At 74.5% G+C, this 20,557-nt stretch carries 18 protein-coding genes; 12 read left to right on the top strand and 6 right to left on the bottom strand.

Annotated features, from left to right (window positions below):
* Nucleotides 1–7: 7 nt before the first annotated feature.
* The gene (locus ACIQLL_RS10205; RefSeq protein WP_402466373.1) at nucleotides 8–874 is read right to left on the bottom strand and encodes an AraC family transcriptional regulator; all 867 of its coding nucleotides are present in this window, start codon (nucleotides 872–874) and stop codon (nucleotides 8–10) included.
* A gap of 97 nt (nucleotides 875–971) precedes the next feature.
* Here ACIQLL_RS10205 and ACIQLL_RS10200 point away from each other — a divergent pair, with 97 nt between their 5' ends.
* From ACIQLL_RS10200 to ACIQLL_RS10175, 6 genes are all read left to right on the top strand, one after another.
* On the top strand, nucleotides 972–2,273 hold the full coding sequence (locus tag ACIQLL_RS10200; protein WP_402466370.1) for a molybdopterin molybdotransferase MoeA: 1,302 nt from the start codon (nucleotides 972–974) through the stop codon (nucleotides 2,271–2,273).
* Nucleotides 2,270–2,758 (top strand): cyclic pyranopterin monophosphate synthase MoaC, encoded by a 489-nt coding sequence (moaC, locus tag ACIQLL_RS10195; RefSeq protein WP_402466368.1) that lies wholly within the window; start codon nucleotides 2,270–2,272, stop codon nucleotides 2,756–2,758. Before ACIQLL_RS10200 ends, moaC begins: the two co-directional genes overlap by 4 nt.
* Nucleotides 2,755–3,729 carry a molybdenum cofactor biosynthesis protein MoaE gene (locus tag ACIQLL_RS10190; RefSeq protein ID WP_402466365.1) on the top strand — a complete coding sequence of 325 codons (975 nt, stop codon included), beginning with the start codon at nucleotides 2,755–2,757 and terminating at the stop codon, nucleotides 3,727–3,729. Before moaC ends, ACIQLL_RS10190 begins: the two co-directional genes overlap by 4 nt.
* Before the next feature lie 63 nt (nucleotides 3,730–3,792).
* Nucleotides 3,793–5,034 (top strand): cysteine desulfurase family protein, encoded by a 1,242-nt coding sequence (locus tag ACIQLL_RS10185; RefSeq protein ID WP_402466363.1) that lies wholly within the window; start codon nucleotides 3,793–3,795, stop codon nucleotides 5,032–5,034.
* Between the two features lie 85 nt (nucleotides 5,035–5,119).
* Nucleotides 5,120–6,280 carry a tRNA 2-thiouridine(34) synthase MnmA gene (mnmA, locus tag ACIQLL_RS10180; RefSeq protein WP_402466360.1) on the top strand — a complete coding sequence of 387 codons (1,161 nt, stop codon included), beginning with the start codon at nucleotides 5,120–5,122 and terminating at the stop codon, nucleotides 6,278–6,280.
* The gene (locus ACIQLL_RS10175) at nucleotides 6,277–7,314 is read left to right on the top strand and encodes a uroporphyrinogen decarboxylase/cobalamine-independent methonine synthase family protein (protein WP_402466357.1); all 1,038 of its coding nucleotides are present in this window, start codon (nucleotides 6,277–6,279) and stop codon (nucleotides 7,312–7,314) included. Before mnmA ends, ACIQLL_RS10175 begins: the two co-directional genes overlap by 4 nt.
* A gap of 14 nt (nucleotides 7,315–7,328) precedes the next feature.
* On the opposite strand, the gene ACIQLL_RS10170 is transcribed toward ACIQLL_RS10175, so the two are convergent.
* Nucleotides 7,329–9,524 (bottom strand): prolyl oligopeptidase family serine peptidase, encoded by a 2,196-nt coding sequence (locus ACIQLL_RS10170; RefSeq protein ID WP_402466354.1) that lies wholly within the window; start codon nucleotides 9,522–9,524, stop codon nucleotides 7,329–7,331.
* Nucleotides 9,525–9,702: 178 nt separating this feature from the next.
* Between ACIQLL_RS10170 and ACIQLL_RS10165 the strand changes: the two genes are divergently transcribed.
* From ACIQLL_RS10165 to ACIQLL_RS10145, 5 genes are read left to right on the top strand one after another with little or no spacing between them, the layout of a single operon-like run.
* A complete protein-coding gene (locus ACIQLL_RS10165; RefSeq protein ID WP_402466351.1) occupies nucleotides 9,703–11,163 on the top strand; it encodes an ATP-binding protein in 1,461 nt (486 codons plus the stop codon).
* Nucleotides 11,160–11,588, top strand: a complete 429-nt coding sequence (locus tag ACIQLL_RS10160) for a roadblock/LC7 domain-containing protein (RefSeq protein WP_402466349.1) — start codon at nucleotides 11,160–11,162, stop codon at nucleotides 11,586–11,588. Before ACIQLL_RS10165 ends, ACIQLL_RS10160 begins: the two co-directional genes overlap by 4 nt.
* Before the next feature lie 11 nt (nucleotides 11,589–11,599).
* A complete protein-coding gene (locus ACIQLL_RS10155; protein WP_402466346.1) occupies nucleotides 11,600–11,956 on the top strand; it encodes a DUF742 domain-containing protein in 357 nt (118 codons plus the stop codon).
* Nucleotides 11,937–12,542 (top strand): GTP-binding protein, encoded by a 606-nt coding sequence (locus ACIQLL_RS10150; RefSeq protein ID WP_402466344.1) that lies wholly within the window; start codon nucleotides 11,937–11,939, stop codon nucleotides 12,540–12,542. The genes ACIQLL_RS10155 and ACIQLL_RS10150 overlap by 20 nt, the downstream gene beginning before the upstream one ends.
* Complete coding sequence (locus tag ACIQLL_RS10145; RefSeq protein ID WP_402466343.1) at nucleotides 12,539–13,768, top strand: cytochrome P450 family protein; 1,230 nt, start codon at nucleotides 12,539–12,541, stop codon at nucleotides 13,766–13,768. The genes ACIQLL_RS10150 and ACIQLL_RS10145 overlap by 4 nt, the downstream gene beginning before the upstream one ends.
* A 66-nt stretch (nucleotides 13,769–13,834) precedes the next feature.
* Here ACIQLL_RS10145 and ACIQLL_RS10140 read toward each other — a convergent pair whose 3' ends face one another.
* Nucleotides 13,835–15,328: a flavin-containing monooxygenase gene (locus ACIQLL_RS10140; RefSeq protein WP_402466341.1), complete on the bottom strand. Its 1,494-nt coding sequence runs from the start codon at nucleotides 15,326–15,328 to the stop codon at nucleotides 13,835–13,837.
* A gap of 96 nt (nucleotides 15,329–15,424) precedes the next feature.
* Nucleotides 15,425–16,198, bottom strand: coding sequence for a hypothetical protein (locus ACIQLL_RS10135; RefSeq protein ID WP_402466338.1), 774 nt, complete (start codon nucleotides 16,196–16,198; stop codon nucleotides 15,425–15,427).
* Nucleotides 16,199–16,280: 82 nt separating this feature from the next.
* On the opposite strand from ACIQLL_RS10135, the gene ligA reads away from it, so the two are divergent.
* Entirely contained in the window at nucleotides 16,281–18,617 is a 2,337-nt protein-coding gene (ligA, locus tag ACIQLL_RS10130; protein ID WP_402466335.1) for an NAD-dependent DNA ligase LigA, read from the top strand.
* A 2-nt stretch (nucleotides 18,618–18,619) separates the two neighbouring features.
* On the opposite strand, the gene ACIQLL_RS10125 is transcribed toward ligA, so the two are convergent.
* Together ACIQLL_RS10125 and ACIQLL_RS10120 are read right to left on the bottom strand one after the other, a co-directional pair.
* Nucleotides 18,620–19,291, bottom strand: a complete 672-nt coding sequence (locus ACIQLL_RS10125; RefSeq protein WP_402466333.1) for a ThuA domain-containing protein — start codon at nucleotides 19,289–19,291, stop codon at nucleotides 18,620–18,622.
* Nucleotides 19,288–20,481, bottom strand: coding sequence for an ROK family protein (locus tag ACIQLL_RS10120; RefSeq protein WP_402466331.1), 1,194 nt, complete (start codon nucleotides 20,479–20,481; stop codon nucleotides 19,288–19,290). The genes ACIQLL_RS10125 and ACIQLL_RS10120 overlap by 4 nt, the downstream gene beginning before the upstream one ends.
* Nucleotides 20,482–20,557 lie beyond the last annotated feature (76 nt).

The raw sequence follows: 20,557 nt of genomic DNA, 5'->3' as shown, positions 1-20,557 counted from the left end.
CGGCCGGTCAGCTCCGTTCGACGGGCATCCACAGCTCGGTGGTGGCCGTGCTGAAGTCGGCGGCCCGCTCCAGGACCGCCACGATCGACGGTCCGGGCCGCAGCCGCCACGGGTTCGCCGGGAACCACTCCGTCGCCGAGGCCGCGTACGTCTCCTGCAGCACGGCCGGGTAGTCGCCGGAGCTGCGGAACACGACCCACGCCCCGGCGGCGACCTCGATGACGTCGAGGTCCTCCGGGGTCTCGGTGCCGGCGTCCAGCGCGACGCCGTGCAGGAAGGTGAGCTCGCTGCCCTCGGTGTGGTCCGGGTCGACGTCGGCGCTCACCTGCAGCAGGCCGGCGGGCTCGGTGTCCCCGAGCGCCTTGAGGCGCTCGTGCTCGGCGGCGGGCAGCGAGGCGACGTGCGCCCGGATGTGCGGGTTCACGCCCTCGTGGATCAGCGGCACACGGGCGGCGTGGCCGACGAGCCGGAAGGCGGGGCGGTCGGTGAGACGGGTGTCCATGGGGGAGCTCCCTTCGACGGTCAGGCGGAACCTGAGCTGTGGTTGTGACCGAAGGGGGCCGCCGTGCGCCCTGACGTCGGCGGGCCGGGAACCGTGCACGGCACGAAACGCTCGGCCGAACGCCTCGGCGGAGCCGTACCCGTAGCGGACCGCGACGTCGAGGACCGGGTCCCCGGCGGCGACGTCCGTCGCCGCGACGGTCATGCGCCGGCGCCGTACGTAGTCGGACAACGGCATACCGGCCAGCGACGAGAACATCCGCCGCAGGTGGTACTCGGTGGTGCCGAGGTCGGTGGCCAGGCGCGCGACGTCGATCTCGTCGGTGAGACGGCTCTCGACGAGGTCGATCAGGCGGTTGAGCTCGGTGATCACGGCGACTCCCTTCGCGACCCAGCCTGCGGCGGCGGTGCGCTGCTGCGCCCGATCATCGTGGACCGATCCGATCGGGGCGCGACGTAGGCTGCCTCGTGTGCACGCAGAGTCGAGGCGGCGGTCCGTCGACGTCCATCGTGAGGCGGTCCGGACGCTGATCGGACCGGCCCTCGCCGGTGCGCGCCGGATCGCCACGTGCGACCTGGCGGAGGTGCTCGCCGCCGCGGGGCGCGATGCCGTGGTCGGCACCCGAACCGTGGTGGCCGACGTCGTCGCCGCCGTGGGCCTGCCGGGCTTCGACAACTCCCAGATGGACGGCTACGCGGTCCGCGCCGCCGACCTGGCCGGGGCGACGCCGTCGGACCCGGTCGAGCTGCCGGTCGTGGCACCGGTGCCGGCCGGAACCCAACCGCCGCCGTTCGCGCCCGGCACGGCGGCACCGGTGATGACCGGCGCCCCGATCCCGGACGGCGCGGACGCGGTGGTGAAGATCGAGGACGCCGACCCGCCGGTGTTCCCCGAGCCAGGCGCCGCGGCGACGGTCCGCTTCACGATGCCGGTCGCGCCCGGCACGTTCGTCCGCCCCGTCGGGTCCGACGTCGCCGCCGGTGACGTCGTCGTGCCCGCGGGCGCGACGCTCGGGCCGGCACAGCTCGGCGTGCTGGTCGCGGCGGGCGTGACCGACGTCGAGGTCGCCCAGCCGCCGCACGTGCTGTTGATCTCGACGGGCTCCGAGCTCGTGGCCGCCGGCGAGGCGCTGGGCCCGGCCCAGATCTACGACGCCAACGGCGCCGCGCTGACCGCCGCCCTGGCCGCGGTGGGATGCCGCGTCACGCACCGCGTCGTCCCGGACGATCCGGCCGCCCTGCGCGCCGTCCTGGCCGACGCGCCCGACGACGTCGCGCTCGTCGTCACCAGCGGCGGCGTCTCCGCCGGTGCCTACGAGGTGGTGCGCCAGACCCTCACCGACGCCTGGTTCGGTCACGTCGCCGTGCAGCCCGGCGGGCCGCAGGGACTCGGCACCATCACGCTGGGCGAAGCCTCGGCGTCGGGGTCGGTGTCGCGCGACGTGCCGCTCGTCGCGTTCCCCGGCAACCCGGTCAGCGCCCTGGTCTCCTTCGAGCTGTTCCTGCGCCCCGTGCTCGCCGAGACCACCGGCGTGGTGCCCGCCCACCGGCCCCGCGGCCGGGCGCCGCTCGCCGAGGCGATCGACTCGCCCGAGCACCTGCACCAGGTGCGCCGCGGGCGCCTCGGCGCTGACGGCCGCGTCGAGATGGTCGGCGGGCCGGGATCCCACCTCCTGGCGCACCTCGCGGCGGCTACGCTCCTGGTGCACGTGCCACCCGGCGTCGCGCACCTCGACGAGGGCGACGACGTCGACCACCAGGAGATCCGATGAGCGACCTGTCCCACTATCGCGACGACGGCGCCGCCCACATGGTCGACGTCACCGCCAAGGACGTCACGAAGCGCCGCGCCACCGCTCGGGGCGTGCTGCGCACCCGCCCCGACGTCGTCGAGCAGATCGCGTCCGGCGACCTCCCCAAGGGTGAGGCGATCGCGACGGCCCGCATCGCGGGGATCCTGGGCGCCAAGCGCACCCCGGACCTCGTGCCGCTGTGCCACCCGCTGCCGATCTCCGGCGTCGAGATCGACGTCGTCCCGGCCGGCGACGGCTCCGGTACGGTCGAGATCACCGCGACCGTGAAGACCACCGGCCGCACGGGCGTGGAGATGGAGGCGCTGACCGCCGTCACCGTCGCCGGGCTCACGCTGTACGACATGATCAAGGCGGTCGACAAGGCGGCCGTGCTCACCGACATCGAGGTCGTGGCCAAGTCCGGTGGGAAGTCCGGCGACTGGACCCGGGAGGAGCAGTCATGAGGGCAGCCGTCGTCGTCGCGTCCGAGCGCGCGGCCGCAGGGGTCTACGAGGACCGGTCGGGACCTGCTGCCGCCGCATGGTTCACCGAGCGTGGCTGGACGGTCGACCCGGTCGTCGTCGTGCCCGACGGTGAGCCCGTCCGCGACGCCCTGCTCGACCTGGTCGACGGCGACGACGCCGCCCCGGACGTGATCATCACCTCCGGGGGCACCGGCATCGCGCCCTCGGACACCACCCCGGAGGCCACCCGTGCCGTGCTGGACCGGGAGATTCCGGGCATCGCCGAGCTCGTGCGGGCGCGGTCGCTCGCTCCGACCGACCCGGCCAAGCGGGCCGTCGCGGGTGCCGCGCTGTCCCGGGGGACGGCAGGCGTGGTCGACCACACGTTGATCGTCAACCTGCCGGGCTCGGCCGGGGGAGTGGTCGACGGGCTCGACGCCCTCGTCGACGTGCTGCCGCACGCGGTCGACCAGCTCGCCGGCGGCGATCACGACCGCGGCCACCACCACTCCTCGCGGACCGAGGGGGCCACCGTGCTGCGTGCCGACGTCATCGACGCCCCGCTCGACGCGCTGCTGGTCGAGCTGAGCGCCCTCGTGCGGGACGACTCCTGCGGTGCCGTGGCGACGTTCGTCGGGCACGTGCGCGACCACGACGAGGGTCGCGGCGTGGCGGACCTGCACTACGAGTCGCACCCGGACGCGGCCACGGTGCTGCGCGGGGTGGCGGAGCGGGTGGCCCGCCGCACGGCCGAGGCCACCGGCGACGCCGTCCGTGCCGCCGTCGTGCACCGTGTCGGCGACCTGACCATCGGCGACGTCGCCGTCGTCGTGGCCGTCGCTGCTGGTCACCGCCAGGCCGCGTTCACCACCGCGAGCGACCTCGTGGAGGAGCTCAAGGCCGAGGTGCCGATCTGGAAGCAGCAGGGCTTCACCGACGGCACCAGCGAGTGGGTGGCCTCGCTCGGCTGACACCGCCGACCCACCCGCCGGACGGCGGGAAGAGGATCGCGCCCCGCGTGGTTCGTAGACTTGATGACCGTGACACCCCCCGAGGCCCCCGGCGCCTACCTCGACCACGCCGCCACGACGCCCATGTCGCCGGCCGCGCTCGAGGCGTTCGTCGCCGAGGCAGGCCGCACCGGCAACGCCTCCTCCCTGCACTCGGCGGGCCGGGCCGCCCGCCGAGCGGTCGAGGAGTCCCGCGAGTCCGTCGCGGACGCGCTCGGCGCCCGCCCCAGCGAGGTCGTCTTCACCGCGGGCGGCACCGAGTCCGACAACCTCGCGATCAAGGGCATCTTCTGGGGGCGCCGCTCCCAGGACTCGCGCCGGCGTCGGGTGCTGGTCTCCGCCGTCGAGCACCACGCCGTCCTGGACCCGGCGTTCTGGCTCGCGGGGCATGCCGGGGCCGAGATCACGCTCCTGCCGGTCGACGCCGTCGGCCGCGTCGACCTGGACGCGCTGCGCGCCGAGCTGACCGCCCACGCCGACGAGATCGCCCTGGTCAGCGTCATGTGGGCCAACAACGAGGTCGGCACCGTCCAGCCGGTGAGGGACGTGGCGCGCCTGGCCCACCAGCACGGCGTCCCCGTGCACACCGACGCCATCCAGGCGGTCGGGCAGGTCGAGGTCGACTTCGCGGCCTCGGGCGTCGACGCCCTGACCGTGACCGGCCACAAGATCGGCGGCCCCGTGGGCGTCGGTGCGCTGCTGGCTCGCCGGGACCTGCCGCTGGAGGCCGTCTCCCACGGCGGCGGCCAGGAGCGCGGCGTGCGCTCGGGCACCCTGGACGTGCCTGCCATCCGCGCGTTCGCCGTCGCTCTGGCCGAGGCGGTCGCGCACCGCACCGAGCGGGCGATCGCGCTGGCCGGGCTGCGGGACGCGCTGATCGCCGGCGTCGCCCGGATCGCGCCCGACGCGGTGCTGCGCGGACCCGACCCGGCAGGTACGACGCCGTCGGGCGGTCCCGCGCGCCTGCCCGCCAACGCCCACCTCACCTTCCCCGGCGCCGAGGGCGACTCGCTGCTATACCTGCTCGACTCGGCGGGTGTCCAGGCCTCCACGGGTTCGGCCTGCCAGGCGGGCGTGCCGCAGCCCAGCCACGTGCTCCTGGCCATGGGGGTCGGTGAGACCGACGCCCGCGGCGCGCTGCGCTTCTCCCTGGGCGCCACCTCGACGCAGGCCGACGTCGACCGGCTGCTCGCCGCGCTGCCGGGGGTCGTCCGGCGTGCCCAGGCCGCCGGACTCGTCTCCGCCCGTCACGGAGGTGCCGCGTGAACGCGAGGAGGCCCGGCGCAGGCGCGCCGGGGGACGGGGTGCTCCGGCGCGAGGCACCGCAGGGACCGCGCACCGAGGAGGCGCTGTGAGGGTGCTCGCCGCCATGTCCGGAGGGGTCGACTCCGCCGTCGCCGCCGCGCTCGCCGTCGAGGCCGGGCACGACGTCGTCGGCGTCCACATGGCGCTGTCCCGCAACCGCGACCAGTTCCGCACCGGGTCCCGCGGCTGCTGCTCGATCGAGGACGCCGGCGACGCCCGCCGCGCCGCGGACGTCCTCGGCATCCCGTACTACGTGTGGGACCTGTCCGAGACGTTCGAGGAGACGGTGGTCGCGGACTTCCTGTCCGAGTACGCCGCCGGCCGCACGCCGAACCCGTGCGTGCGCTGCAACGAGCACATCAAGTTCACCGCGCTGCTCGACAAGGCCACGGCCCTCGGGTTCGACGCCGTCGCCACCGGGCACTACGCGCGCGTCGTGGACGGGGCGCGCGGACCTGAGCTGCACCGCTCGCCGAACGACGCCAAGGACCAGTCCTACGTGCTGGCCGTGATGGGGTCCGAGCGGCTGGAACGCTCGATCTTCCCCCTCGGCGGGTTCGCCACCAAGGACGAGGTCCGGGCCGAGGCCGAACGGCGCGGCCTGTCCGTCAGCGCCAAGCCCGACTCCTACGACATCTGCTTCGTGGCCGACGGCGACACCCGAGGGTTCCTGCGCGACCGGCTCGGTGCGCAGCCGGGGGAGGTCCGCGACGTCGACGGCACCGTGGTGGGCGAGCACCAGGGCGCGTACGCGTACACGATCGGGCAGCGCAAGGGTCTCGGGCTCGGACGGCCCGCGCCGGACGGCCGGGCCCGCTACGTCGTGGACGTGAACACCGAGGCCAACACCGTCGTCGTCGGCCCCGCCGAGCTTCTCAGCGTCGACCGCGTCGCCGGCGACCAGGCTGTCTGGCTCGCCGAGCCGCCCCAGGACTGGACCGGCTGCACCGTGCAGGTCAGGGCGCACGGTCGCGCCGTCCCGGCCCGGGTCCGGGCGGTGCCCGTGTCCGACGACGGCACCCCGGGCCTGGAGATCCGCCTCGGCGAGCTGCTGCGCGGCGTGGCCTCCGGCCAGTCGGTCGTCGTGTACGACGGCACCCGGGTGCTCGGTCAGGCCACGGTGGCGAGAGCCTGGCGCGGGACGCCGGACGGTGCGGGGCCGGACGCCGAGCGCCCGGCCCCCGCCGGCGCGACGGTACGCCCGTGACGGCGGTCAGCGGGCACGGGGCCTGGCCCGGTGGCGAGCGTGACGTCCTCGAGGCGCAGCAGACGGTGCTCGGCGACCTCGCCGACCTGCCCACCGGCGTCGACGCCGTACCGTTCCTCACCCAGCTCACCGCCCGGGGACCGGGCGCCGGGCCCACGGGCCGCACCGGCGCCCTGCTCGCCGGGATGCCCGTCGAGATCGGCCCGCACGGCTGGAAGCTTGCCGACCGTCCGGGTGCCGACCAGCGCCGTGCGGACGCGCTGCGAGGCGAGGACCTCGCGGCGCTCGCCGTCGCCGCCCACGGATATGCGGGTCCGCTGACGCTCGAGGTCACCGGGCCGTGGACGCTCGCGGCCGAGCTGTGGTCCGCCCGCGGCGACCGCGTGTTGGCGGACGTCGGCGCCCGTGGCGACCTGGCGCTGGCGCTCGCGGCAGGGATCGGGGAGCACCTCGCCGAGCTGCGTGCCCAGGTGCCCGGGGTCGACGCCGTCGTCCAGCTCGCCGAACCGTTGCTCGGACAGGTGCACGCCGGCGTGCTGCCCACGTTCTCGGGCTACTCACGGATCCGCGGCGTCGACGGGCCGGGCGTCGTCGACGGCCTGCGGCCCGTGGTCGAGGCCGTGCACGACGCCGGCGCCACGGCCGTGGTGCACCTCGGCGGCACCTGGGTGGGTATCCCGCCCGCGGTGCTGGCCGGGGCGGACGCCGTCGGGCTCGACCTGTCCGCCCTCGGGAACGGTGGCTGGAACGAGCGTGCCTGGGAGCTCGTGGCCCGTGCCACCGAGCGGGACGTGGCCCTCTGGGCGGGTCTGCCGCCGGCCACGGTCTCCCGGTGCGCCGGACCGCAGCTCGGCGAGCTCGTGCGGCTCGTCGCCGAGCCGTGGCGCCGGATCGGTCTGCCGGCCGCAGGGTTGACGGGCCTCACGCTGCTCTCTGCCCCGCGCACGTCCGCGGCGAGCGTCGACGAGCATCGCGCGGGACTGGCCAACCTGGGCCGCGTGGCCGAGAACCTCTCCGAGCGCGCCGCCGCCTGACCCCGGGGCGGCCGTCAGGCCAGACGCTGCCGCAGGAACGTCCAGGCCAGGGCCGCCATGTGGGCCGCCTGCGCGTTGTTCGCCGCCCCGCCGTGGCCGCCCTCGATGTTCTCGTAGTAGGTCACGTCCTTGCCCGCCGCCAGCATGCGCGCCGCCATCTTCCGGGCGTGGCCGGGGTGGACGCGGTCGTCCTTGGTCGAGGTCGTGAAGAGCACCGGCGGGAGGTCCTGCGCCGGGTCGAACCGGTGGTACGGCGAGAACGTCCGCAGGAACTCCCAGTCGTCGGTGTCCGGGTCGCCGTACTCGGCCATCCAGGACGCCCCCGCCAGGAGGTGCGAGTACCGCTTCATGTCGAGCAGCGGCACCTGGATCACCACCGCGCCGAACAGCTCGGGGTAGCCGGTCAGCATGTTGCCCGCGAGCAGGCCGCCGTTGGACCCGCCCTGGACCCCGAGGTGCTCGTGCGTGGTGATGCCACGGTCCACGAGGTCGCGGGCGACGGCAGCCAGGTCCTCGTAGGCACGGTGCCGGTTCTCCCGCAGGGCCGCCTGGTGCCAGGACGGTCCGTACTCGCCCCCGCCGCGGATGTTGGCCACCACGTGCACGCCGCCGCGGGACAGCCAGGCGCGTCCCACGGTCCCGGAGTAGCCGGGCAGCAGGGGGATCTCGAACCCGCCGTAGCCGTACAGCAGGGTCGGCGCGGTCCCGCCGTCGTTGCCCCGGACCAGGTCGGCGCGGCCCACGACGAAGTACGGCACCCGGGTGCCGTCGTCGGACGTGGCGAAGTGCTGCTGGGCGGCCATCCCGGAGGCGTCGAAGAACTCCGGCGCCGACTTGAGGGTCTCGGGGGCCGCCGGTTCGTCGCCGGGCCCGACGACGGTGGCGAGCGCCAGGGTGGCGGGCTGCAGGTAGCCCGTGGTCGTCACCCAGACGTCGTCGCTGTCGATCGCCGACGTGGCCCGGACGCCGATCGTGGCGAGACCGTCGGGGACGGGGAAGTCCGAGCGTGCCCAGGGGTCGCGGGCCCCACCCGAGCCGGCGAGGTCCGGGGGAGTGAGCACGTGCACCGCGTTCCTGACGTCGTCGAGGACGTTGACCACCAGGTGGTGGCGGGTCCACGTCGCCCCGACGAGCGACGTGGACGGTGTCGGGGCGAAGAGCACGGTCAGGTCGCGGGAGCCGGCGACGACGTCGTCGAGCACGGCCGCGAGCAGGGACCCCGCGCGGTAGGTGTGCCCGGACACCTCCCAGTCCTCGCGCAGCTCGACCGTCAGCCACTCGCGGTGCAGCCCCACCTCGGCGGACTCGGGCACCTCGAGGCGGACCAGCTCCTGGTCGGGGGTGCCGACGGCGTGCACCAGGTACGTCTCGGACCGGTAGAACGCGACACCGCGTCGCACGACGTCCCGCTCGAAGCCCGGCGTACGCAGTCGCATGCCCTGGATGTACAGGTCGTCCTCGGTGCCCTCGTACACGAGCGGCGCGTCGTCGATCGGGGTGCCGCGCCGCCAGAGCCGGACCGTCCGGGGGTACCCGGAGCGGGTGGTCGTCCCCGCACCGAGGTCGGTGTAGACGTACACGGTGTCCTCGTCCGCCCAGGACAGCCCGCCCTTGGCCAGCGGCCGGGAGAACCCGCCCTCGGACGGTGGGACGAAGCGCTTCTCGACGAGGTCCAGCTCCCGTGTGACGTCCGCGTCCGAGCCACCCGGGGACAGGTCGACCAGGGCCCGGCGCCACGGCTCGCCGGCGGCGAGCTGCTCGGGCGTGGGGCGCAGGACAGTGGCGCCGTGCCACACCCAGGACTCCCCCTCCTGGGCCGCCAGCGCGTCGAGGTCGAGCACCGTCTCCCAGGCGGGGTCCGCGGTGCGGTACGACTCGAGCGTGGTCCGCCGCCACAGCCCGCGCTCGTGGTCGGCGTCGCGCCAGAAGTTGTACAGGTGCTCGCCGATCCGTGAGACGTCCGGGATGCGGTCGTCGGAGTCGAGGACCTCGCGCACGGCGGACTCCGTGGCGTCCAGGTCGTCGCCCCCGACGGCGCGGTGCGCGGCATCGTTGCGTTCGCGCACCCACGCCAGCGCGTCCTCGCCGAGGACGTCCTCGAGCCAGGCGTGGGGATCGGTGTCCGCACCCGTCGCGGAGGCGGGCGCGGGGGCCGGAGAGGTGCCCTCGGAGAGGTCGGGATCGGTCGGCGGGAGGCGGTCGGCACTCATGCCGCCGACCCTAGCCGTCGGCGCGGACAACACTTCCCAGCGGGTGAAGCCTGTGATAGAACTCCTGGTCAGGGCCGCGAGCCCGCTCCAGCCATGCCAGTGCGGTTCACGGACGTGGTCGCCCCGCGCGACCGGTGCACGACGCCGTCGAACCCGACCTCACACCAACGGGGGTGCGGTGAGCACGACGACAACGGCCAGACCACGCGCGACGGGTCGTGCCCTGCCCTGGCTCTGCGTCGCCGCCATGGTGCTGTGCGTGGCAGCGCTCCCGCTCGTGGGCGGCGCGGACGGCGGCTGGCCCACCTGGGCCCTCGCATGCGCCGCCTTCCTCCTGCCCGTCGTGGCCGCGGTGCTCCTGGCGCGCGCGGCGCGTCGGGAGGACGAGGTGTTCGGCGCCCTGTCCCTCGAGCGCGACGGGCTCGCGGCGAGCCTGGCCGACACCACCCGCGCCCTGCAGGAGGCGACGACGGCACTCGTGGCCGAGCAGGAGGCGCGTGCCGACGAGCGGGTCGTCGTCGAGTCCGCCGTCGTCTCGCTGAGCCGCAAGGTCCAGGCCTCGGCCCACCGGGTGCAGGAGGAGGCGGCGCGCATGGTGCAGCGCCACCCCGCCGACCCGGACGTGCTGGAGAGCTCGATGCGCATCGACCACGCCGCGGCGCAGCACGCCCGGCAGGCGCAGAGCCTGGTCGCGCTGTGCGGGAGGCGGCCCGGCCAGACGTGGGACGAGCCGTTGCCGCTGCCCGACGTGGTCCACGCCGCGGCAGGTCGGATCACCGCCTTCGGGCGCGTCGAGGTCTCGGGCGACCCCGGTCTCGCCGTGGTCGGCCGCGCCGTCGAACCGCTCGTGCACGCCGTGGCGGAGCTGCTGGCCAACGCGACGCAGTGCTCCCCGCCCAACACCCGCGTGCTCGTCGTCCTCCGCCAGGTCCAGCGGGGGGCCGTCATCGAGATCGACGACTGCGGCGTCGGCATGGATGCCCGGGAGCTGGCCAGGGTGCGTGCCGTCGCGACCGGGGAGACGGTCGTCGGCATCGCCCAGCTCGGCGAGGTGCCGCAGACCGGGCTGGCGGTGGTCGGCACCTACGCGCGGTTCCTCGGCCTGCGCGTCGACCTGACCGAGTCCGTCTACGGCGGCGTGCGTGCCGTCGTCATGGTCCCCGGCGAGCTCACCGAGACGGCCGAGGCGACCCCGAGGACCCTCGCGGCCAGCGCCCACGAGGCCTGGGGGGAGTCCTCCGTGCCCTCCGTGCCCGCCGTGCCCGCCGGCCCGGCGAGCGGCGACACGGGCGACGGCGTCGGCGGCGAGCCGCGACGGGCCGACCCGGCCGTGCCGACATCCGCGCCGGACGGACCGCCGGTCCTGCCGCAGCGCCGTTCGCGCCGTCAGGTCATGGACCGGCCGGCGACCGCCGGGCACGGCGTGCCGCAGGTGCCGGACCCGGACCGGACGGCTACCGTCGGCGACGGCGGTCCGGCCGGGCGCCGATCGCCCGGTGCGGCCGCGCCCGACCAGACCGCCGAGGAGGCGGGCGCCTGGATCGGCGCGTTCTTCGCCGCCACCACCGAAGCCCTGCAGGACGATCCCCAGCCCAGCGAGCCGCCCGTGGCCGCGGACGGAACCTCGGAGGACCGATGACGACGCAGACCACCCCCACCCACGAATCGACGCCCGAGTCGGGCCACCCGGACAGCTGGATGCTCGACCTCGTCGCCGACGTGCGGGGTGTGCGGCACGCCGTCGTGCTCAGCTCGGACGGCCTGGTCAAGGTCCGCACGGACGTCACCGACCCCGACACCGCGGACAAGCTCGCCGCAGCCTGCGCGGGCCTCGTGGCCCTGGGGCTGAGCATGGGCCGGGAGTTCGGCGAGGACGACACGCTGCGGCAGGTCGTGGTCGAGTTCGGCGGCGGATTCCTCTTCGTGCGGGGCGCGGGCGACGGCTCCCGGCTCGCGGTGGTCACCGACGCGGGCGTCGACCCGGGCCTGGTGGCCCAGCAGATGCAGGCCCAGGTGCTGATGATCGGCGAGGGCACCCTGGGCACGGATCCGGTCGAGCGCTGAGGGGTGGTCCGATGCAGACCGAGGGATACCGCGACCACCCGGTCCGTTCCTACGTCCTGACGGGCGGGCGCGCGCACCCGTCCCGCAACACGCTGCGGCCGGAGACGTTGCTGTGCGTGTCGCCCGACGACCGCCGGGACCCCCAGGGCAGCGCCGGACGCCACGACCGCGCGGTGCTCGAGCTGTGCCAGGGGACCCTGGCCCTCGCCGAGCTCGCGGCCTACCTGCGCCTGCCCGTGAGCCTCGTCGCGGTGCTGGCCTCCGACCTGATCGACGACGGCCGCCTGACGATCCGCTCCAACCCGCAGCACGAGCTGCCCGGTACCGACCTGCTGGAGGAGGTCCTCGATGGGCTCCGCAACCTCTGAGCCCCCCGCCCGGCACCTCGCACCGAGCGTCGACGCGTCCGTCAAGGTGCTCGTCGTCGGTGCCTACGGCGTCGGCAAGACGACACTGATCGACTCCGTCAGCGAGATCCCGACCCTGCGTACCGAGGAACGGGTCACCACGGCGAGCGTCGGGGTGGACCCGCAGGTGGGGGACAAGGCCACGACGACCGTCGCGATGGACTTCGGCCGGGTCACGCTCTCGTCCGCGACCGCCCTGTACCTCTTCGGCACCCCGGGGCAGCGTCGCTTCTGGGAGCTCTGGTCGGGGCTGGCGGAGGGCGCGGTCGGCGTGCTCGTGCTCGTCGACACGCGGCGTCTCGAGGAGAGCTTCGAGGTGTTCGACCAGCTCGAGGAGAACACCCGGCTGCCGGTCGCCGTAGTCGTCAACCGGTTCCCCGACGCCCCGCGGCACCCCGAGGCCGACGTCCGAGCCGCGCTCGACCTGCCCGACGACACCCCCGTCGTCTCCGGCGACGTCCGGGAGCGGGACCAGGCCGCCGCCGCGCTGGTGACGCTCGTCGAGCACGCCCTGCGGTTGCGCACCGCCGGTCGGGTCGCTGCATGAGCCTCACCGCTGCCGGCCGGGCCGTGCGGCTCGAGGAGGTCGCGGACCGGCCGCTGCTCGCCGACCTCGCCGGGGCCCGCGACCCGCAGTCCCACTACGACGCGCTGCGGTCGAGATGGGGCACGGTCGCCCCGGTCGATCTCGAACCGGGTGTCCCGGCGTGGCTCGCCCTCGGGTACGACGAGGTCGCGACCGTGCTGCGCAACGAGGTCCTGTTCTCCCGGGACTCGCGCGACTGGCGCTACGAGTCCGAGCGGATCGTCGCCTGGAGGTCGCCCACCCGTGCCGTGGTGATGCAGCGCGACGCCGCGCACGACCGCGACGGCGACGAGCACCGCCGCCTCCGGGCGCCCCTGGACGACGCCCTCGCCGGCGTCGACGACAAGCGCGTCTCCCGGACGGTCTCGGTGGCGTGCACCTCGGTGCTCGACAAGCTGGCGGCCCGGGGGAGCGCCGACCTGGTCGCCGACTACGCGGCCGACGTCCCCGTGCGTCTGCTCGCCGACCTGCTGGGCATGACGCTGGGCGACGGCCGGCGGATGCACGAGCTCACCGTCGCGACGGGCTCCGGGACGCAGGACGCCTACCCGGCCGCCCTTGAGATGGAGAACCTTCTCGCCGGGTTCGTGGCGGGGCGCCGCGCCGAGCCCGGCGACGACCTGACGACGGCGCTGCTCGCCCATCCGGGCCATGTCAACGACCTCGAGGTCATGGGCGCCGTCGGCCTGCTCTTCCGCACCGCGCACGACGCCGAGGTCGCCTGGATCGCGACCGCCCTGCACCGCCTGCTGGCCGACGTCGACTTCGCGGCCCGGGTGCACGGCGGCCGGCTCTCCGTCGACGACGCGCTCACGACCGTCGCGCGGGAGTCGCCGCCGCTGCCGCACCTGCTGCCCCGGTACGCCCGGTCCGACGGGCGCCTGGGCGGGCAGGCCATCGCCGCCGGGGACGCCGTCGTCCCCGCCGTGGCTGCCGCCAACGGCGACCGGTCGGTGCGGCCCAGCGACCCCTGGGAACAGGTCGACTCCCGGTTCCATCTGACCTGGGGCACGGGATCGCACGGATGCCCGGCGCACCGCACGGCGCCGCTGATCACGCGGCTCGTCGTCGGGCACTTCCTGAGCCGCGTCGCCGAGATGGAGCTGGCGGTGGACCCGGAGCAGATCGGGTTCGTCCGCTCCGCCTGGAGCCGGTACCCCGCCGAGCTCCCCGTCCGGTTCCGCTGACGCGGTCGGATCCTGGGGGCCACGCGCGGGCCGGGGCTGTCGTGCTCGCCGGCCCGCGCGGCGTCGTCAGCCCGCGCTCACGCGCTGCTGCAGCCTCGCCGAGACCCCACGGTAGGCCGAGGGGTCGACGGGGAGCAGCCACTGCTTGGCCTGGGCCGGTCCGGAGAGGTTGAGGTCCAGGTCGTCGAGCATCTCGTCGATCTGGTGCATCGAGAACGGGATGACGTTGGTCCCGCGCGCGTGCTTGCCCTCGGTCCGCTTCTCCATCCAGTCGATGCGGTCCGCCACGTGCTCCTGGCGTACCGCCAGCGGGGGCAGGTCGATGGCATCAGCCAGCAGCGCGGCCGTCCAGACGGCGCCCATCTCGGCCGACAGCGGGCTGAAGAACGACGAGTTGTAGCCGGCGAACGTCAGGTGCGGCACGTCGTGGGGCAGGATCTGCCGGTAGAGCTGGAAGTTGCCGCGGTCGTCGAGCAGGCGTCGGGTGACGTCGTCGTCCAGGAACGGGACGCGCTGGTGGAAGCCCGTGCCGCACACCACGAGGTCGGCGCCCACCGTGGTCCCGTCGCTGAGGACAGCCAGCGGTGCGCCGTCGTCGCCGGCGGTGAACCGCTCGACCTCGGCGTCCCGGTGCACGGTGATGGTGCCGTCGGCGACCTGGTCGTAGAAGCCGTCGGTGGCGAGCGAGACCGTGGACCGCGCGATGTCCTCGAACCCTCCGCGCGGGACGAGCCCGAGCTCCTTGAGGCGCAGCTGCTTGGCCGACACGGCGCCGACGCTGGAGACCATCGAGCCCCGTACCGCGTTCCCGGGGCCGTGCAGGAACCTCTCCATCCCGCTGTCCAGGGTCTGGTAGCGGAAGAGCGCCTCGCCGAGGCGGGTGAGCAGCAGGTACTTGTAGTTGAGGGCCTTGCCGAGCTTCTTCGGCAGCTTCCACAGCAGCTGGCGCGCCACGACGGTCGTGCTCGCCGCGACGGGCCCGATCTCCGCGGCCACGTCGCAGGCGGACTTGCCGTAGCCGACCACGACGACGTTCTTGCCGCGGGCGGCCTCGAGGTCGGTGAGCTGGCTGGACGCGACGACCTTGCCGCCGGCCCGCATGAGCTCGGCGAGCCCCTCGAACGGGGGGATGACCGGGTCGGAGAAGATGCCGTTGGCGACCACGAGGTGGTCGTACGCCTCGGGGTCGCTGATCGCCTCGCCGGTGCGGCGCGCCGTGACGAGCCAGGCGTCCTCCGCCTCGGTGAGCTCGGCGCGCACGATCTCGGTGGACAGCCGCAGCGTCCCGGTCAGGTCGTGCTCGGCCACGTAGCGCTCGAGGTAGGCCTGCACCTGCTCCCCGCTGGGCCACTCGGGGTACTCCTTGGGCATCGGCAGGTCGCTGAAGGAGTAGGAGCCCTTGTTGTTCTGCGTGTACAGACCGGTGTAGCGGCGGGTGCCGCTCCAGACGCCGCCGACGTCCGGGGCCTTGTCGAAGACGGTGACCTGGTGGCCGAACTCGGTCAGGACCTTCGCGCTGGCCAGCCCGGCGAACCCGGCGCCCACGACGGCGATCTTCATCAGCGTCCCTGCTCTCGATCGATACGGTGGCAAACGGAAGAATCGTAGCGGTCGGGACATGTGGTGCGATAGAGGTCGGGTCGGCGAATCTCCTGGTCACGCGGGTGGCAGGTGCTCCAGGCCGGTCCGCCGGGTCATGCCGCGCTCCAGCAGCCGGGCGCGCACGCCCTCCCGCAGGTGCTCGTCCGCCGCGAGCCGGCGCGCCACGTCGCGGTGGTCCCCGCCACCGGCGAGCGCCGCCAGCGGGACGTCGGACCGCAGCAGCGCCCACAGCGACTCCTGCGTGCCGTGGGGCACGATCGTCCCGGCGTCGTCGGCGATCGCACCGAGCTGCGAGACGTACATCGTCCAGGTGCCCGCGTGGCCGGGCAGGTCGAGGTCGTCCCCGCCGACGCGGCGCGCATAGTTCTGCTCGGTCTCGTCGAGGGCGGCCGCCTGCTGCGGGGTGAGCAGCGAGACGACGACGGCGGACCGTGCGTCGCGCCGGGTGCGCGGCACGGCGGCGACGTACCCGGCCGGGTTGACCCGGGGGATGTAGGCGACGTCGATCCCGCGCAGGACGCCGTGCACCATGGGCACCGTGGTGCTGACCCCGAGCCGGGCGAACTTGCGGTGCACGACGGCGGGGGAGGCGTTGGAGCCGATGGCCACGACCGCCTGGCGCTCCGCCACGCCGTCGGCGCGGGACGCGTGCAGCAGCTCGTCGAGGCCGACGGCGTCCTCGTCGGTCCACGTGGCGCCGTCGTGCCGCAGGGGGCGGAACGTCCCGTCGTGCAGCAGGCCCGACGTCGGGGCCGCCGGGCCGGGGTAGTGCCACGGGGCGGTGCGCAGGTCGACGTCGATCCCGAGGTCGGCGAGCGTGCGGGACATGCCGTCCATGGTGCCGCACGGGGGCGGGGACGGCGCCCGCTGCCGGACGGCTCGTGTCGGCGCTCCAGGGCAGGATAGGACCGTGACCGACACGACCGATGCCACGGATCCCGCCCCGGCCGACCTGGACGAGTCCGCCGCCCAGCGCCGCTGGGCCGAGCTCGTCGCGCTCGTCGAGGAGGACCGCGCGGCCTACTACGAGCACGACGCCCCGAAGGTCTCCGACGCCGAGTACGACGCGCGGATGCACGCGCTGGAGGACCTCGAGGCGGCGCACCCGGCGCTGCGCACCCCCGAGTCGCCCACGCAGCGCGTGGGCGGCCAGGCGGCGGCCGGGTTCGCCACGGTCCAGCACGTCGAACGCATGTTGTCGCTCGACAACGTCTTCTCCGCCGACGAGCTGGCGGCGTGGTCGGCCCGGGTCCACCGGGACCTCGGGGTGGCCGAGGGCGACGCGGTGGGCTTCCTGTGCGAGGTCAAGATCGACGGGCTGGCGATCGCGCTGCTGTACGAGCGCGGCGAGCTGGTCCGGGCGGCGACGCGCGGTGACGGCCGCGAGGGGGAGGACGTCACGGCGAACGTCCGCACGATCGACGTGATCCCCACGCGGCTGGGTGGCGACCCGGCGACCCACCCCGACGTCATCGAGATCCGTGGCGAGGTCTTCATGGGCGTCGAGGACTTCGCGGCCCTCAACGAGCGGATCGTCGCCGCGGGCCAGGACCCGTACGCGAACCCCCGCAACACCGCCGCCGGCTCGCTGCGGCAGAAGGACCCCCGGGTCACCGCCGGTCGGCGCCTGCGGATGTACGCCCACGGGGTCGGCGCCCTGCAGTGGGACGAGGGCGAGCACGCCGCGCTGGAGCGGCAGTCGGACGCCTACGCCCTGTTCGAGCGGTGGGGCGTGCCCGTCTCGCCCCACAACCGGGTGGTCGACGCCTTGGACGACGTCCGGGGGATGATCGACCACTTCGCCGAGCACCGCCACGACATCGAGCACGAGCTGGACGGGATCGTGGTCAAGGTCGACGCCCTGGCCGACCAGCGTCGCCTCGGGACGACGAGCCGCGCACCGCGCTGGGCGATCGCCTACAAGTACCCGCCCGAGGAGGTCAACACCCGGCTCCTGGCGATCCAGGTCGGCGTGGGCCGCACGGGTCGCGCGACGCCGTACGCCGTCATGGAACCGGTCAAGGTGGCCGGGTCGACGGTCCGCCAGGCCACCCTGCACAACCAGGACGTCGTGCGGGCCAAGGGGGTGCGGATCGGCGACATGGTCGTGCTCCGCAAGGCGGGCGACGTCATCCCCGAGATCCTGGGCCCCGTCACCGCGCTGGCCGACGACGGCTACCCGCGCGAGGACTTCGTCATGCCCACCGCGTGCCCCGAGTGCGGCACACCCCTGCGCGCCATGAAGGAGGGCGACGTCGACCTGCGCTGCCCGAACGCCGAGTCGTGTCCGGCCCAGGTCCGCGGGCGGGTGGAGCACGTCGGCTCACGCGGCGGGCTGGACGTCGAGGCCCTGGGCGAGGTGACCGCGGCGGCGCTCACCCAGCCGCTGGAGCCGAAGGAGCCCCCGCTGCGCACCGAGAAGGACCTCTTCGACCTCACGGTGGAGCAGCTCGAACCGATCCGCGTCGTGGTGCGCGACTCCGAGACGGGGCTGCCGCGCGAGTGGGACGGGCGCGGCGAGTCGGCGGAGCTGACCATGCCCGACGGGTCGACGGCGGTGGTCAAGGTCGTCCGGCCCTTCCAGAAGAAGCGCAAGCTGTCGAAGGCCGCCGAGCGCGAGGCGCTCGAGGCCGGTGAGTCGCTCTACGAGCCCTCGACCCAGGCGACCAAGCTCCTCGACGAGCTGGAGCGGGCCCGGACCAAGGACCTCTGGCGGATCCTGGTGTCCCTGAACATCCGGCACGTCGGTCCGGTGGCGGCAAGGGCGCTCGCGGACTGGTTCGGGTCGCTGGACCGGATCCGCGGTGCGTCGCGGGAGGAGCTGGCCGCGGTCGAGGGCGTCGGGCCGGTGATCGCCGACGAGCTCCTGGCCTGGTTCGAGGTCGACTGGCACCGCGAGATCGTCGAGACGTGGGCGGCCGCCGGCGTCCGGTTCGCGATCCCCGACCACCCCGGACCCGCCGTCATGGCGGAGAAGGCCGCCGAGGGACCCACGGGCCCGCTCGCCGGGCTGACCGTCGTCGTCACCGGCTCCCTGGAGGGCTACACGCGCGACGGGGCCAAGGAGGCCGTCCTGGCCGCTGGTGGCAAGGCCTCCGGATCGGTCTCGAAGAAGACGGACTACGTCGTGGTGGGGGAGAACGCGGGCTCCAAGGAGACCAAGGCGCGCGACCTCGGGCTGACGATCCTCGACGAGGACCAGTTCACGCGGCTGCTCGACGGCGGGCCGGGGGCGCTCGAGGCCTGAGGTCAGGCGGCGTCCCGCGCGGCCCAGACCAGTCCGCGGCCGATGATCGCGCTGACGTCGGGGTGGCGCAGCTCGTCCACGCCGTGCCCCACGGTGCAGGCGAACACCTTCCCGCGGCCCCAGCGCCGGGTCCAGACCGCCGGGACGGTCACCGGCTCGTCCCACGGGACGTCGTCGCGCGGCGCGTGGGTGGTGGTGACCAGGACGTCGCACAGGGGGTCGGTCTGGACCCAGTACTGCTCGGTGGTCAGCCGGATGCGGGGCCCGATACCGGCCACGACGGGGTGGTCGGCCCGCTCCGGGCGCACCGCGATCTCGTGGTCGACCATGTCGTCGGGGTGCGCCACGAACTGGCCGCCGACGATGTGCTGGTAGTCGGTGGCGCCACGGAAGGCGTCGAGCAGCCCGCCGTGCCACCCGGCCAGCCCGGTGCCGTTCTCGACGGCCAGGCGCAGCCCGTGCATCTCGTCGGCGAGGATCTCGCCCATGGTCCAGTTCTGCACCACGAGGTCGGTCCCCGCCATGACGGACTCGTCGGCGTAGACCTCGAGCGAGTCCTCGACGGTGACGTCGAACCCCGCGTCGGCCAGCACGGGCAGGAACAGGTCGGTGGTGGCGACGGGGTCGTGCCCCTGCCATCCCCCGCGCACGACGAGGGCGGTGCGGTCGGTCACGTGTCCTCCTTGACGGTGATGAGCGCGTCGACCGAGTGTGCCGCGAGGAAGCGGTCGGTGACCAGTGTCGCGGCGCCGATCACTCCGGCCTGCGCCCCGGCCTGCGAGGTGACGATCCGCAGGTGCTGCGTGGCCAGCGGCAGGGAGCGCTGGTAGACGACCTCGCGGATGCCGGCGATCAGGTGCTCGCCGGCGCCGGCGAGGATGCCGCCGATGATGATGCGGGACGGGTTGAGCAGGCTCACCGACGCCGCGAGCACGGTGCCGATGTCCCGCCCGGCCTGCCGGACGGCCTGGCTCGCCGCGACGTCGCCGGCGCGGACCAGGTCGACGATCTCCTGGGTGGTCTCGGCGTGGGAACCGGCGGCGGCCAGGGCGTTGGCGATGGCGAGCCCGCCGGCGACGGCCTCCAGGCAGCCGGTGTTGCCGCAGCGGCAGGGCGTGTCGGCGCCGGTGACGGCGACGTGGCCGAGGTCCCCGGCGGCGCCCTGGGCGCCGCGGCGCAGCTCGCCGTCCATGACGACGCCGGCGCCGATCCCGGTCGCGACCTTGACGAAGAGCAGGTCCTGCTCGTCCGGGCAGGCGGTCCGGTGCTCTCCGAGGGCCATGACGTTCACGTCGTTGTCCACCACGACGGGGGCGCCCAGGTGCCGGTGCAGCACGCCGGGGACGTCCGCGCCGTCCCAGCCGGGCATGATCGGGGGGTTCACGGGGCGCCCGTCGGCGTGGTCGACGGGGCCGGGCAGCCCGATCCCGATGCCGGCGAGCTCGGACACCTGGCGTCCGGACTGCGCGACGAGCTTCGACCCGATCTCGGCGACCCAGGAGAGCACGTGGTCGGGGCCTTCGGCGATCGCGAGCGGTTCGTCCGCCGAGGCGAGCGGGGTGGCGGCCAGGTCGGTGACGGCGAGCCGCGCGTGGGTGGCGCCGAGGTCGACGCCGAGCACGATACGGGCGGAGGGGTCGAACGCGAAGGTGGACGGCGGCCGCCCGCCGGTGCTGGTGGCCTCGCCGGCCGGCGCGAGCAGCCCGACGGCGGTGAGCGCCTCGATGCGTGCGGCGACGGTGGACCGGGACTGGCCGGTCTCGGCGACGAGGGACGCGCGGGTGTGCGGCGTGCCGTCCCGGAACAGCTGGAACATCTCCCCGGCACCCGTCGGGCGCGGCGGGAACTTCCTGAGCCCTTCCATGAGCACAGTGAACCACGCACCCTTCGATGTCCGCCTTCTGCCGCCCGATGTCTATCACGAGCGGGTAACGATGCCA

Source organism: Isoptericola aurantiacus (assembly GCF_044769875.1).
GTDB lineage: Bacteria > Actinomycetota > Actinomycetes > Actinomycetales > Cellulomonadaceae > Isoptericola > Isoptericola aurantiacus.
This window is presented reverse-complemented; position numbering and strand designations above follow the sequence as displayed.

Bases quoted from the DNA above. Each gene is read 5' to 3' on its own strand.
- moaC (WP_402466368.1), top strand. From the start codon at position 2,270: ATGAGCGACCTGTCCCACTATCGCGACGACGGCGCCGCCCACATGGTC.
- ACIQLL_RS10190 (WP_402466365.1), top strand. From the start codon at position 2,755: ATGAGGGCAGCCGTCGTCGTCGCGTCCGAGCGCGCGGCCGCAGGGGTC.
- ACIQLL_RS10185 (WP_402466363.1), top strand. From the start codon at position 3,793: ATGACCGTGACACCCCCCGAGGCCCCCGGCGCCTACCTCGACCACGCC.
- ACIQLL_RS10170 (WP_402466354.1), bottom strand. From the start codon at position 9,524: ATGAGTGCCGACCGCCTCCCGCCGACCGATCCCGACCTCTCCGAGGGC.
- ACIQLL_RS10160 (WP_402466349.1), top strand. From the start codon at position 11,160: ATGACGACGCAGACCACCCCCACCCACGAATCGACGCCCGAGTCGGGC.
- ACIQLL_RS10155 (WP_402466346.1), top strand. From the start codon at position 11,600: ATGCAGACCGAGGGATACCGCGACCACCCGGTCCGTTCCTACGTCCTG.
- ACIQLL_RS10150 (WP_402466344.1), top strand. From the start codon at position 11,937: ATGGGCTCCGCAACCTCTGAGCCCCCCGCCCGGCACCTCGCACCGAGC.
- ACIQLL_RS10145 (WP_402466343.1), top strand. From the start codon at position 12,539: ATGAGCCTCACCGCTGCCGGCCGGGCCGTGCGGCTCGAGGAGGTCGCG.
- ACIQLL_RS10140 (WP_402466341.1), bottom strand. From the start codon at position 15,328: ATGAAGATCGCCGTCGTGGGCGCCGGGTTCGCCGGGCTGGCCAGCGCG.
- ACIQLL_RS10135 (WP_402466338.1), bottom strand. From the start codon at position 16,198: ATGTCCCGCACGCTCGCCGACCTCGGGATCGACGTCGACCTGCGCACC.
- ACIQLL_RS10120 (WP_402466331.1), bottom strand. From the start codon at position 20,481: ATGGAAGGGCTCAGGAAGTTCCCGCCGCGCCCGACGGGTGCCGGGGAG.